The 13,192-nt window shown below is 60.6% G+C and carries 14 protein-coding genes and 1 tRNA gene; 6 read left to right on the plus strand and 9 right to left on the minus strand.

All coding sequences use genetic code 11. The annotated features are described in order from the left end of the window. Window positions 1-164 precede the first annotated feature (164 nt). From ychF to JN756_RS03845, 8 genes are all read right to left on the minus strand, one after another. A complete protein-coding gene (ychF, locus tag JN756_RS03810) occupies window positions 165-1,265 on the minus strand; it encodes a redox-regulated ATPase YchF (protein ID WP_046384760.1) in 1,101 nt (366 codons plus the stop codon). A gap of 22 nt (window positions 1,266-1,287) precedes the next feature. Further along, complete coding sequence (gene pth / locus JN756_RS03815; RefSeq protein ID WP_017844407.1) at window positions 1,288-1,872, minus strand: aminoacyl-tRNA hydrolase; 585 nt, start codon at window positions 1,870-1,872, stop codon at window positions 1,288-1,290. A 166-nt stretch (window positions 1,873-2,038) separates the two neighbouring features. Next, window positions 2,039-2,638 (minus strand): 50S ribosomal protein L25/general stress protein Ctc, encoded by a 600-nt coding sequence (locus JN756_RS03820; protein ID WP_017844406.1) that lies wholly within the window; start codon window positions 2,636-2,638, stop codon window positions 2,039-2,041. Between the two features lie 138 nt (window positions 2,639-2,776). Further along, the gene (locus JN756_RS03825; protein WP_017844405.1) at window positions 2,777-3,718 is read right to left on the minus strand and encodes a ribose-phosphate pyrophosphokinase; all 942 of its coding nucleotides are present in this window, start codon (window positions 3,716-3,718) and stop codon (window positions 2,777-2,779) included. A gap of 46 nt (window positions 3,719-3,764) precedes the next feature. Continuing rightward, window positions 3,765-3,839 (minus strand) — tRNA-Gln (locus tag JN756_RS03830). 37 nt (window positions 3,840-3,876) lie between these two features. Then, window positions 3,877-4,680: a 4-(cytidine 5'-diphospho)-2-C-methyl-D-erythritol kinase gene (gene ispE / locus JN756_RS03835; protein WP_236255127.1), complete on the minus strand. Its 804-nt coding sequence runs from the start codon at window positions 4,678-4,680 to the stop codon at window positions 3,877-3,879. Window positions 4,681-4,729: 49 nt separating this feature from the next. Beyond that, window positions 4,730-5,347 (minus strand): lipoprotein insertase outer membrane protein LolB, encoded by a 618-nt coding sequence (gene lolB / locus JN756_RS03840; RefSeq protein WP_046488043.1) that lies wholly within the window; start codon window positions 5,345-5,347, stop codon window positions 4,730-4,732. A gap of 4 nt (window positions 5,348-5,351) precedes the next feature. Then, complete coding sequence (locus tag JN756_RS03845; RefSeq protein ID WP_201021794.1) at window positions 5,352-7,076, minus strand: tetratricopeptide repeat protein; 1,725 nt, start codon at window positions 7,074-7,076, stop codon at window positions 5,352-5,354. 182 nt (window positions 7,077-7,258) lie between these two features. On the opposite strand from JN756_RS03845, the gene hemA reads away from it, so the two are divergent. The 6 genes from hemA (at window position 7,259) to JN756_RS03875 (ending at window position 12,626) form a co-directional block, all read left to right on the plus strand. After that, entirely contained in the window at window positions 7,259-8,545 is a 1,287-nt protein-coding gene (gene hemA, locus JN756_RS03850) for a glutamyl-tRNA reductase (RefSeq protein ID WP_017844401.1), read from the plus strand. After that, entirely contained in the window at window positions 8,545-9,627 is a 1,083-nt protein-coding gene (gene prfA / locus JN756_RS03855; RefSeq protein WP_017844400.1) for a peptide chain release factor 1, read from the plus strand. Before hemA ends, prfA begins: the two co-directional genes overlap by 1 nt. Then, entirely contained in the window at window positions 9,628-10,458 is an 831-nt protein-coding gene (prmC, locus tag JN756_RS03860; RefSeq protein ID WP_128191611.1) for a peptide chain release factor N(5)-glutamine methyltransferase, read from the plus strand. Next, window positions 10,452-11,207, plus strand: a complete 756-nt coding sequence (locus JN756_RS03865) for a molybdopterin-synthase adenylyltransferase MoeB (RefSeq protein ID WP_057005742.1) — start codon at window positions 10,452-10,454, stop codon at window positions 11,205-11,207. The genes prmC and JN756_RS03865 overlap by 7 nt, the downstream gene beginning before the upstream one ends. Continuing rightward, window positions 11,200-11,994, plus strand: a complete 795-nt coding sequence (murI, locus tag JN756_RS03870) for a glutamate racemase (protein ID WP_201021795.1) — start codon at window positions 11,200-11,202, stop codon at window positions 11,992-11,994. The genes JN756_RS03865 and murI overlap by 8 nt, the downstream gene beginning before the upstream one ends. A 113-nt stretch (window positions 11,995-12,107) precedes the next feature. Next, the gene (locus JN756_RS03875) at window positions 12,108-12,626 is read left to right on the plus strand and encodes an acyloxyacyl hydrolase (protein ID WP_046384755.1); all 519 of its coding nucleotides are present in this window, start codon (window positions 12,108-12,110) and stop codon (window positions 12,624-12,626) included. A 255-nt stretch (window positions 12,627-12,881) separates the two neighbouring features. Here the strand turns inward: JN756_RS03875 and JN756_RS03880 are convergent, their stop codons facing one another. After that, window positions 12,882-13,187, minus strand: coding sequence for a YkgJ family cysteine cluster protein (locus tag JN756_RS03880; protein WP_026139835.1), 306 nt, complete (start codon window positions 13,185-13,187; stop codon window positions 12,882-12,884). Window positions 13,188-13,192: the final 5 nt, after the last annotated feature.

Raw genomic sequence — 13,192 nt, forward strand, 5'->3', positions numbered from 1 at the left:
ATCAGGTCGTTTGGCATTGGGAAGGTCTGGTCACCCGCCCAATGCCTTTTTCTAGCGTTAGCCATGCATTTATTGCCGAGAGTTCAGATCGAATGGCTCGCATGCCTTCAAAGCGCCCACAAAAAAGCCGCGAATAAACGCGGCTTCTTTGATTCCGACAACGCTTACACGTTGAAACGGAAGTGCATCACATCGCCGTCCTTGACGATATATTCCTTACCTTCCAGGCGCCATTTACCGGCTTCCTTGGCACCGGCTTCACCCTTGTACTGGATGAAGTCGTTGTAGGCGATCACTTCGGCGCGGATAAAGCCTTTTTCGAAGTCGGTGTGGATCACGCCGGCGGCCTGTGGCGCGGTGGCGCCGACCTTGACGGTCCAGGCGCGGACTTCTTCGACACCGGCGGTGAAGTAGGTCTGCAGGTTGAGCATTTCGTAACCGGCGCGGATCACGCGATTCAGGCCAGGCTCTTCCAGGCCCAGAGCCTCGAGGAACATGTCTTTTTCTTCGCCGTCATCGAGCTCGGCGATTTCCGCTTCGATCTTGTTGCACACCGGAACCACGATCGCGCCTTCTTCGTCGGCGATGGCCTTGACCACGTCGAGCAGCGGGTTGTTCTCGAAGCCGTCTTCGGCGACGTTGGCGATGTACATCACCGGCTTGGTGGTCAGCAGGTGGAAGCCCTTGACCGCGGCCTTCTCGTCAGCACCCATGGTCTTCATCAGGCTGCGTGCCGGCTTGCCCAGGGTGAAGTGGGCGATCAGCTGCTCCAGCAGGCCTTTCTGGACCACGGCGTCCTTGTCGCCACCCTTGGCGTTACGCGCGACTTTCTGCAGTTGCTTCTCGCAGCTGTCGAGGTCGGCGAAGATCAGTTCCAGGTCGATGATCTCGATGTCGCGTTTCGGGTCGACGCTGTTGGAAACGTGAATCACGTTCTCGTCTTCAAAGCAGCGGACCACGTGGGCGATGGCATCGGTTTCGCGGATGTTGGCCAGGAACTTGTTGCCCAGGCCTTCACCTTTCGACGCACCGGCCACCAGGCCGGCGATGTCGACGAATTCCATGGTGGTCGGCAGGATGCGCTTGGGGTTGACGATCACGGCCAGGGCGTCCAGGCGTGGGTCCGGCATCGGCACGATACCGCTGTTGGGTTCGATGGTGCAGAAGGGGAAGTTCTCCGCCGCAATACCGGACTTGGTCAGCGCGTTGAACAGGGTGGATTTGCCGACGTTGGGCAGGCCGACGATGCCGCAATTGAATCCCATGGTGTTTCCCCTCGGAAAAGAGTCAGGCCTTCTGGCTGTGCAGGTTTTTCATCGCGCGGTTCCATTCCCCGGCGAGGATATCCGGCAGCACGCCGAGGGCAAAGTCGATGCAGGCATCGAGTTTTTCCTGTTCGGCGCGTGGCGCACGACCCAGGACGAAATTTGAAACCATACTGGCAACGCCTGGGTGGCCAATGCCGAGCCGCAGACGGTAAAAGGTATTCTGATTGCCCAGCTGCGCGATGATGTCGCGCAGGCCATTGTGCCCGCCATGCCCGCCGCCTTGCTTGAGCTTGGCAACGCCGGGTGGCAGGTCCAGTTCGTCATGGGCCACCAGGATTTCTTCGGGTTTGATCCGGAAGAACCCCGCAAGCGCCGCGACAGCCTGGCCGCTGCGGTTCATGTAGGTGGTGGGAATCAACAGACGAACATCCTGACCCTGATGCGAAAAGCGTCCGGTCAGGCCGAAATACTTGCGATCGGCCACCAGGTTTACACCTTGGGCGTGGGCGATGCGCTCAACAAAAAGGGCCCCCGCGTTATGCCGGGTCTGTTCGTATTCTGCGCCTGGATTTCCCAGGCCAACGATCAGTTTAATGGCAGTCACGACAGGGGCCCTTCCTTTGGAGTTGTGGATAACAATGCCGACCTGAGTGCGGCGAAAGTGGACGACAAGGGATCATTTACTCAAGAGTAAACGTCGCGTTATCGCCCGCTTTCTCGCTACGTTTCGGTCCGCGATGTTTCCTCAAGCTCCGGCAATACAGAGTGAATTACTCTGCAGCGCCTTCTTCAGCTTCTGGAGCAACGCGTGGAGCGTGAACGTTGGCAACCGCTTTGTCATCACCGTGAACCAGTGCGACAAACTCAACGCCTTTAGGGGCTTTGAGGTCGGACAGGTGCAGGATTTCGCCGATTTCCAGAGCCGACAGGTCGACTTCGATGAACTCAGGCAGGTCTTTCGGCAGGCAGGTCACTTCGATCTCGGCAACAACGTGCGAAACTTCGCCGCCTTTTTTGATCGGAGCTTCTTCACCAACAAAGTGCACAGGCACGACGGCGGTCAGTTTCTGGCCGGCAACGACGCGAACGAAGTCAGCGTGCAGCACGTGGCCTTTAGCTGGGTGACGTTGCAGGGCCTTGATGATGACGTTCTGCTTGGTGCCGCCGACGTTCAGCGAAATGATGTGGCTGTAGGCCGCATCGTTTTCCAGCAGTTTGGCAACTTCTTTGGCCAGCATGCTGATGGACTCAGGGGCTTTGTCGCCACCGTAAACTACAGCTGGAACCAGGCTTGCGAGACGACGCAGGCGGCGGCTCGCACCTTTCCCCAGGTCGGAACGCACTTCAGCATTCAGAATAAATTCGTTCATGTTGTATCTCCAAAATAACCACATTCGCCCCAGCGTTTGCGACCAGCGCTAAAGGCGATATGGGCAAAAAAGCCCCGCCCCGACAATATGCCGGGGCGGGGCGCTTTTCGTCAGTGAGGTGATCCGAAGGTTTGACCCTTAACGGAACATCGCGCTGATCGATTCTTCGTTGCTGATGCGGCGAACCGCTTCGGCAACTACCGGTGCGATATCCAGTTGGCGGATACGCGGACAGGCTTGAGCTGCAGCGGACAACGGGATGGTGTTGGTCACCACCAGTTCGTCCAGCATTGAGTTCTCGATGTTCTCGATCGCTCGGCCCGACAGCACAGGGTGTGTGCAGTAGGCGAAGACTTTTGCCGCACCGTGCTCTTTCAAGGCTTTCGCCGCGTGGCACAGGGTGCCGGCGGTGTCGACCATGTCATCAACCAGAATACAGGTACGCCCTTCGACATCACCGATGATATGCATCACTTCAGAGTGATTGGCTTTCTCGCGGCGTTTGTCGATGATCCCGAGATCAACGCCCAGGGATTTGGCGACAGCCCGTGCACGCACGACGCCACCAATGTCCGGGGACACGATCATCAGGTTTTCAAAGCGCTGGTCTTCGATGTCATCCACCAATACGGGGGAGCCGTAGATGTTATCTACCGGAATATCGAAGAACCCCTGGATTTGGTCAGCGTGCAGGTCAACCGTGAGAACACGGTCGATGCCTACCACGGTGAGCATGTCAGCCACGACTTTCGCGCTGATAGCTACACGTGCGGAACGCGGACGGCGATCCTGACGGGCATAACCAAAGTAAGGGATTACAGCTGTGATTCGAGTCGCTGAGGAGCGGCGGAAGGCATCAGCCATCACGACGAGTTCCATCAGGTTATCGTTGGTCGGAGCGCAGGTCGGCTGGATAATGAAGACGTCTTTACCGCGGACGTTTTCATTGATCTCGGCGGTAATTTCGCCGTCGGAGAATTTACCGACAGAGATGTCACCGAGAGGGATATGCAGCTGACGAACAACACGTCGAGCCAGATCGGGGTTGGCGTTCCCCGTAAAGACCATCATCTTGGACACGCGCAGTACCTAGAGGCTGAGGGTAACCTGGATGAGTAAAGGAAAATGGCAGGGGCGGCTGGATTCGAACCAACGCATGGCAGGATCAAAACCTGCTGCCTTACCGCTTGGCGACGCCCCTGTATCTGTTGCAACGAGTACCCAGTACTCGGTTCCTTTTAGAGCAGACTTTGCAGCTTGCGATGCAACATCGAAACGTTGCTTCCTTTCGCTACAAACCCTGTAAGGGTCTCTGTAAGAAGGGCCGAGACTTTATCAGCTTCAGCTTTGTTTGGGAAGCCCCCAAACACACAACTTCCAGTGCCGGTTAATTTTGCTTCGGTAAATTTACCTAACAAATTCAAAGCGTTACGTACTTCTGGATAACGCCTTGCTACAACCGGTAAGCAGTCATTTCGACTGTTTCCCTTGGGAACGGGGCGCACTTTAATGGGAGGAGAGTTACGTGTCAACAGTGGATCTGAAAAAATTTCTGCTGTACTTACAGATACTTGCGGGACAAGCACGACATACCAAGGCTCTTCGGGGTTTTCCGGGGTGAGTTTTTCTCCCACGCCCTCGGCAAAAGCCGCGTGCCCACGCACGAAAACCGGGACGTCGGCGCCCAGTGTCAGGCCCAGTGCGGCCAAGCGATCGAGGTCCCAGCCGAGCTTCCACAAGTGGTTCAGGCCCAGCAGTGTGGTCGCGGCATTCGAGCTGCCGCCACCGATGCCGCCGCCCATGGGCAGGATTTTATCGATCCAGATGTCGATGCCCAGGGCGCAACCCGATTGCGCCTGAAGTTTTTTCGCGGCCTTCACGATCAGGTTGCTGTCGTGGGGCACCCCTTCGAATTCGGTGTGCAGTCGGATCACGCCATCGTCGCGCACGGCGAATGTCAGTTCATCGCCGTAGTCGAGAAATTGAAACAGCGTCTGCAACTCGTGGTAGCCGTCGTCGCGGCGTCCCAGGATGTGCAGCATCAGATTGAGTTTGGCCGGGGAGGGCAGGGTCAGTTTCTCTACGGTCACGTTATTGCCCCAGCTTGCGTGGTTGCCAGTCCTTGATCACCAGCGTGATATCAAGGTCGGTGCCGTGCAGTTTGATCCGCTCGGGCAGCCAATAACCGCTCTGTTGCACGTAGCTCAGGTATTCGACCTGCCAGCCGTCCTGCTCCAGGGAGGCCAGGCGGCTGTCGCCATTGAGGCTCAGGCGGCTTTTGCTGTCGGGGGCGGGCAAGCCGCGTACCCACCAGACCAGATGCGACACCGGTAGTTTCCAGCCGATCTGCTCTTCCAGCAGCGCCTCCGGGGAGACGGCTTCGTAGCGACCCTGGTTGGCCACTTCGAGGCTGACTTGCCCCGGTCGGCCGGTCAGGCGGGCGGCGCCGCGCCCCAATGGGCCGGACAGGCGGATATCGTAGTAGTCCTGGCGTTGCAGCCAGAACAAGGTGCCGCTGCCGGAATCTTTCGGCGCGCGTACTCCGACTTTTCCTTCGATCTGCCAGCCATCGATGCTGCTGAGCTGGGCCTTGTGCTGTTTCCATTGCGCCGGGTTGCCCTGGCCCTCAACGGACTCGCGGGCACCGAAGCCCGCGCAACCGGCGAGCAAGGCGATGAAGCTGAAAACGATAAAGTGGCGCAAGAACATAAACTTAAAGGGTCTCGGAACCGGTCAGGCGCTTGATGGTGCCGCGCAGGATGGGGCTTTCGGGTTGTTCCTTGAGGAACTTTTCCCAGATTTGTCGGGCTTCGCGCTGTTTGCCATTGGCCCAGAGCACTTCGCCCAGGTGGGCGGCGACTTCCTGGTCGGGGAAGCGCTCCAGCGCCTGGCGCAGCAGGCGCTCAGCCTCGTCCAGGTTGCCCAGGCGGTAGTTCACCCAGCCCAGGCTGTCGAGTACGGCCGGGTCTTCCGGGTTGAGCTTGTGGGCCTGTTCGATCAGCACCTTGGCTTCGGCGTAACGCGTGGTGCGGTCGGACAGGGTGTAGCCCAGGGCATTGAGCGCCATGGCGTTGTCCGGGTCGCGCTTGATGATCAGGCGCAGGTCTTTTTCCATCTGCGCCAGGTCATTGCGTTTTTCCGCCTGCATCGCACGGGTGTAGAGCAGGTTCAGGTCGTCGGGGTATTGCAGCAAGGCTTGTTGCAAGACTTTCCAGGCGCGCTCGGCCTGATTGTTGGCCGACAAGGTTTCGGCCTGGATCAGGTACAGCTGGATCGCGTAGTCCGGTTCCGCCTCGCGCGCCGCGACCAGGCGTTTTTCCGCCTCGTCGGTGCGCCCGTTGCTCATCAGAATGTCGGCCTGGCGCAACTGGGCGGGCAGGTAGTCGTTGCCGGGGCCGACCTTGGCGTATTCGAGCAGGGCGGCCTGGGGGTCGTTGTTTTCTTCGGCGATGCGGCCGAGGTTCAGGTGCGCCGAGTCCACATGGCTTTCGCGCTCGATCAACTCTTCCAGATAGCCCTTGGCCTCGTCCCAGGCCTTGGCTTCCAGGCACACCAGCGCCAGGGAGTAGCGCAATTCGTCATCGTCCGGGTATTGCTGGACCAGGTTGGCGAACTGCACTTTGGCGTCCTCCATGCGGTCCTGCTCCACCAGCGTGCGCGCGTAAGTCAGGCGCAGGCGCTTGTCGTCCGGGTACTTCTTGATGCTTTTTTCCAGCAGCGGAATCGCTTCCTTGCCGCGATTGAGGTTCTGCAACAGGCGTGCGCGCAGCAGGATCGGCGCGATCTCGCCTTCTTCCGGCGGGTTCTGTTCCAGCAGCTTCAGCGCGGCTTCGGCTTCGTCGTCCTGTTGCAGCAGCAAGGCCTTGCCGAACACGAGCTGGCTGTTCTTCGGGTGTTTTTGCAGCAGGCGGTCGAAACTCTTCATCAGCCCGTTGCGCGTGTCCTGGTCGGTATCGGCCGCCGACAGCGCAAGAAAGTCGAAATGCGTGTCGCCCTTGCCCTGCAGGACTTTCTCCATATAGGTCATGGAGTCGTCGTAGCGCCCCGAGCGCGCCAATTGAATGGCTGCCGCCCGTTGTGCCTCCAGGTCGTCCGGCGCGTTTTTCGCCCAGATCAGCGAGGTGTCCAGCGCAGCCTGGTCGGCCCCCAGGTACTCGGCGATGCGAAACGCCCGCTCCGAGATGCCCGGATCTTGCGTATTGATGGCCTGGGTCACGTAATTATCCAGCGCAATATCGAAACGATTGCGCTGGCCGGCCAGTTCTGCGGTCAGCAGGCTGTACACCGTATCTTCAGTGAACGAGGAGTAAACCTTGGGCTTTTCAGGGGCTGGGGTGCTCTCTTCCACCGGCGGTGTACCGTCGGTCGACACGGGGGCCATGGACTGGCAGCCGTTGAGGAAGACAAAAGCGAGGAGCAACGCGGAGGATCTATTCATATAGGAAGAGGACGACTAACCTGCGGTCGGATCATCATGACACAAGCCTTCGGCCAAACATAACCGAGTCTCAGTGGATGCCTTTATAGGCACAACGTATAGGGACAATAGACGACGGTGGTTGTTCTGAATCTATCGAAGTAGGACAATTGTCGGCTTCCCGACATCATCAGCGATATTGAATGGCCTTCCTCGCACTCGGTATTAACCACAAGACTGCCTCCGTAGACGTGCGCGAGCGCGTGGCGTTTACGCCTGAGCAGTTGGTTGAGGCCTTGCAGCAGCTCTGCCGACTCACCGACAGCCGCGAAGCTGCGATCCTTTCCACCTGCAATCGCAGCGAGCTTTATATAGAGCAGGAGCATCTTTCAGCGGATGTCGTGCTGCGCTGGCTGGCCGATTACCACCATTTGGACTTCAATGACCTGCGCGCGAGCGCTTATGTGCATGAGGACGATGCGGCAGTTCGTCACATGATGCGTGTGGCGTCCGGTCTCGATTCGCTGGTCCTGGGCGAGCCGCAGATCCTCGGCCAGATGAAATCCGCCTACGCCGTGGCGCGTGAGGCTGGCACCGTGGGGCCGCTGCTGGGGCGCCTGTTCCAGGCCACGTTCAATTCCGCCAAGCAGGTACGCACCGACACCGCCATCGGGGAAAACCCGGTGTCCGTGGCGTTTGCCGCCGTCAGCCTAGCCAAACAGATTTTCAGCGACTTGCAGCGCAGCCAGGCCTTGCTGATCGGTGCCGGCGAGACCATCACCCTGGTCGCCCGTCACCTGCACGACCTCGGCGTGAAGCGTATCGTGGTGGCCAACCGCACCCTGGAGCGTGCCAGCATCCTCGCCGAACAGTTCGGCGCCCACGCCGTGCTGCTGGCCGATATCCCGGCCGAGCTGGTGCGCAGCGACATCGTCATCAGTTCCACCGCCAGCCAGTTGCCGATCCTGGGTAAAGGCGCGGTAGAAAGCGCGCTGAAGCTGCGCAAGCACAAGCCGATCTTCATGGTGGATATTGCCGTTCCCCGGGATATCGAGCCTGAAGTCGGCGAGTTGGACGACGTTTACCTGTATAGCGTCGACGATCTGCACGAAGTGGTCGCCGAAAACCTCAAGAGCCGTCAGGGCGCAGCCCAGGCCGCCGAGGAAATGGTCAGCGTCGGCGCCGAAGACTTCATGGTGCGCCTGCGCGAACTGGCGGCGGTGGACGTGCTCAAGGCGTATCGTCAGCAGGGCGAACGCCTGCGCGACGAGGAGTTGAGCAAGGCCCAGCGCTTACTGGCCAATGGCGGCAACGCCGAAGACGTGCTGATGCAACTGGCCCGCGGCTTGACCAACAAGTTGCTGCACGCTCCCAGCGTACAACTGAAAAAACTCACTGCCGAAGGCCGCCTCGATGCGCTGGCCATGGCGCAGGAACTCTTTGCCCTCGGTGAGGGCGCGTCAGATAGCTCTTCGGATAAAAAACCGTAATGAAAGCGTCACTGCTCAACAAACTGGACGTGCTCCAGGACCGTTTCGAAGAACTGACTGCGTTGCTCGGCGACGGCGAGGTCATCTCCGATCAGGCCAAGTTCCGCGCTTATTCCAAGGAATACGCCGAAGTTGAGCCCATTGTGCTCACCTATCAGAACCTGTTGAAAGTACAGGCCGACCTGGAGGGCGCCCAGGCCCTGCTCAAGGACAGCGACCCGGACATGCGTGAAATGGCCGTGGAAGAAGTCCGTGAAGCCAAAGACAAACTGGCCGAGCTCGAAGGCGACCTGCAACGCATGCTGCTGCCCAAGGACCCCAACGACGGGCGCAACGTCTTCCTCGAAATCCGCGCCGGCACCGGCGGCGACGAGGCGGCGATTTTCTCCGGCGACCTGTTCCGCATGTACTCGCGTTATGCCGAGCGGCGTGGTTGGCGCGTCGAGATCCTGTCCGAGAACGAAGGCGAACACGGCGGCTATAAAGAAGTCATCGCCCGCGTCGAAGGCGACAACGTGTACGGCAAGCTGAAATTCGAGTCCGGCGCGCACCGCGTGCAACGGGTGCCGGCCACCGAATCCCAAGGCCGTATCCACACCTCGGCGTGTACCGTGGCGGTGTTGCCCGAGCCGGACGAGCAGGAAGCCATCGAGATCAACCCGGCGGACCTGCGCGTCGACACCTACCGTTCATCCGGTGCCGGTGGTCAGCACATCAACAAGACCGACTCGGCGATCCGCATCACGCACTTGCCGTCGGGCATCGTGGTTGAATGCCAGGAAGAGCGTTCGCAGCACAAGAACCGGGCGCGGGCCATGTCCTGGCTGTCGGCCAAGCTGAATGACCAGCAGACCAGCGCCGCCGCCAACGCGATTGCCAGTGAACGCAAACTGCTGGTGGGCTCGGGCGACCGTTCCGAGCGCATCCGCACCTACAACTTTGCCCAGGGCCGGGTCACCGACCACCGGGTCAACCTCACGCTCTACTCCCTGGACGAGATTCTCGCCGGTGGCATCGACGCGGTGATCGAGCCGTTGCTCGTCGAATACCAGGCCGACCAATTGGCGGCGATAGGTGAATAAATGACCATCATCGCCAGCCTGCTCCGCGCCGCCGACCTGCCCGACTCGCCCACCGCACGCCTGGACGTGGAGCTGTTGCTCGCGGCTGCCCTGGGCAAGTCCCGCAGCTACCTGCACACCTGGCCGGAAAAAATCGTCAGCAGCGAAGCCGCGCTGACCTTCGCCGATTACCTGCAACGCCGCCGCGCCGGTGAGCCGGTGGCCTACATCCTCGGCCAGCAAGGTTTCTGGAAGCTGGACCTGGAAGTCGCGCCCCACACGCTGATCCCGCGCCCGGACACCGAACTGCTGGTCGAGGCGGCCCTGGAATTGTTGCCCGCCACGCCGGCCAAGGTGCTCGACCTCGGCACCGGCAGCGGCGCCATCGCCCTGGCCCTGGCCAGCGAGCGCCCGGCCTGGCACATCACCGCCGTCGACCGCGTACTCGAAGCCGTGGCCCTGGCCGAACGCAATCGCCAGCGCCTGAACCTGCACAATGCCACTGTGCTCAACAGTCATTGGTTCAGCGCGTTGCAAGGCCACACCTACGACCTGATCATCAGCAACCCGCCCTACATCGCCGCCAACGATCCGCACCTGGCGGCTGGCGACGTGCGTTTTGAGCCGGCCAGCGCGCTGGTGGCGGGCCATGATGGGTTGGACGACCTGCGGCTGATCATCGCCGAGGCGCCGGCCCACCTCAACGCGGGCGGTTGGTTGTTGCTGGAACACGGTTACGACCAGGCCGCGGCGGTGCGTGACCTGCTGCTGAGTCAGGGCTTTGAAGGCGTCCACAGCCGCATCGACCTCGGCGGCCACGAACGCATCAGCCTGGGGCGCCGGCCATGCTGAGCGACCAGGAGCTGTTGCGCTATAGCCGACAGATTCTGTTGAAACAGGTCGACATCGACGGCCAATTGCGCCTGAAAAACGGTCGCGCCTTGATCGTCGGCCTCGGCGGCCTGGGCGCGCCCGTGGCGCTGTACCTGGCGGCGGCCGGGGTCGGCGAGTTGCATCTGGCGGATTTCGACACCGTCGACCTGACCAACCTGCAACGCCAGATCATCCATGACACGGACAGTGTCGGCCTGAGCAAGGTCGATTCGGCCATCCGCCGTCTGACCGCGCTCAACCCCGAGGTCAAACTGCTCACCCATCGCACTGCGCTGGATGCCGACTCCCTGGCCGCGGCAGTGGCGGCGGTGGATGTGGTGCTCGATTGCAGCGACAATTTTTCCACCCGCGAAGCGGTCAACGCCGCCTGCGTGGCCGCCGGCAAGCCGTTGGTCAGCGGCGCGGCGATCCGCCTGGATGGGCAACTGTCGGTATTTGACCCGCGGCGCGCCGACAGCCCGTGCTACCACTGTTTATACGGGCACGGCAGCGACACCGAACTGACCTGCAGCGAAGCCGGCGTGGTCGGCCCGCTGGTCGGTCTGGTCGGCAGCCTGCAGGCCCTGGAAGCATTGAAGTTGCTCGCCGGTTTCGGTGAGCCCCTGGTCGGACGCTTGTTGCTGATCGATGCCTTGACCACGCGTTTCCGTGAGTTGCGCGTCAAGCGCGATCCCGGTTGCAGTGTGTGTGGGGCGCAGCATGGTTAAGGATGCACCGATCGGTGTGTTCGACTCCGGTATCGGCGGGTTGACGGTGCTCGAGGAAATCCAGCAACTGTTGCCCCATGAGTCGCTGCTGTACGTCGCCGATTGCGGGTACATCCCCTACGGCGAGAAAACGCCGGCCTTTATTTGCGAGCGTTTACACCGGGTTGCAGAGTTTTTCCGCGAGCGCGGCGCCAAAGCCTTGGTGATTGCCTGCAACACAGCGACCGTTGCTGCCGTGGCCGACTTGCGCAAGAGCTACCCCGACTGGCCGCTGGTGGGGATGGAACCCGCCGTCAAACCCGCCACCGCTGCGACCCGCAGTGGCGTGGTCGGCGTACTCGCCACCACCGGCACCCTGCAGAGCGCCAAGTTCGCCGCGTTGCTCGACCGTTTCGCCACCGATGTGCGGGTGATCACCCGGCCGTGCCCAGGCCTGGTGGAACTGATTGAAACCGGCGACCTGGGCAACCCGGCCCTGCGCCAGTTGTTGCAAAGCTATGTCGAACCGTTGCTCAGCGCCGGCTGCGACACCATCATCCTCGGTTGCACCCACTACCCCTTCCTCAAGCCGCTCCTGGCGCAGATGCTGCCCCCCGGCATCAGCCTGATCGACACCGGCGCCGCCGTGGCCCGCCAACTCAAGCGCCTGCTCGGCGAACGCGATCTGCTGGCCGCCGGCACTCCGGGCCCTGCCCAGTTCTGGACCAGCGGCGATGTGTGTCATCTAAGAAATATCCTACCGACACTATGGAAACATCCCGGAGTTGTGAGAAGCTTCGGCTCGTGAAAATTTCGTCAAAATTCGCCGTTAGACGCTGAATTTCTGACAGTGAGTCGGCTTCTATAAGCGAGATTTCCCTGTGTAAAAACCTATAACTTCGTTCGGAAAGGATGTTTCTTATGAAGCGCTTGTTCTGTTTGGCCGCGATTGCGGCCGTTGTGGTGGGACACTCTTTTTCGGCGCAGGCCGCCGGCCTTGAGTTTGGCCTGGGGGCCACCGGTGATTCGACGCTCACCTATCGATTGGGGCTGACGTCGGATTGGGATAAGAGCTGGATGCAGAGCGACGTCGGTCGCCTGACCGGCTATTGGAGTGGTGCATACACCTATTGGGAAGGTGATCACCGTGCAGGCGCGAGCAGCCTGTCGTTCTCCCCGGTATTTGTGTATGAGTTCGCCGGGGAATCGGTAAAACCTTACATCGAGGCCGGGATCGGGGTGGCGGCATTCTCCCGCACGCGGTTGGAAGACAACAACCTCGGCCAGGCCTTCCAGTTCGAAGACCGTCTGGGTTTCGGTTTGCGCTTTAACGGCGGGCATGAAGTGGGCATTCGTGCCATGCACTACTCCAACGCCGGGCTCAGCGACCATAACGACGGCATCGAAAACTACTCGTTGCACTACACGATGCCGCTGTAACTTCAGAACCCTGCAAAACCCTGTGGGAGGGGGCAAGCCCCCTCCCACATTGAGATATTTGTCGGCCTGAGATCAGCGGTAAGCGGTCGCAATCCGTTCGCGTTCGGTGGCATCGAAAACTACTCGTTGCCCTGCAAAACCCTGTGGGAGGGGGCTTGCCCCCGATAGCGCAGTGTCAGTCGCAGAATTTGCCAACTGACCCACTGCTATCGGGGGCAAGCCCCCTCCCACATTGAGATATTCGTCGGCCTGAGATCAGCGGTAAGCGGTCGCAATCCCTTCGCGTTCGGTCAGGCATTCCGGCGCGCCCATCTCGAATTCCCGGCAGATCAGCGGCCGACGCGTATAAATCGTACACATCATCGTGTCCCGGTCCAGCGCCGCGCACCAGCCGTCGTCCAGGCGCAGCATGACTTCGCCGCCCCAATCGTCGGTGTCGATATAGCGCTCGGGCACGCCCGTGTCGGTGATCAGCATGACTTCCAGCTGGCAGCAGCAGGCCGCGCACGTCGAGCAGGTGACGGCGGGGGTGGTGATTTGGGTGTGGGGGATGTTGGTCATAGGTA

The organism is Pseudomonas sp. Y39-6 (assembly GCF_023651955.1).
In the GTDB taxonomy this organism is placed as follows: Bacteria; Pseudomonadota; Gammaproteobacteria; order Pseudomonadales; family Pseudomonadaceae; genus Aquipseudomonas; species Aquipseudomonas veronii.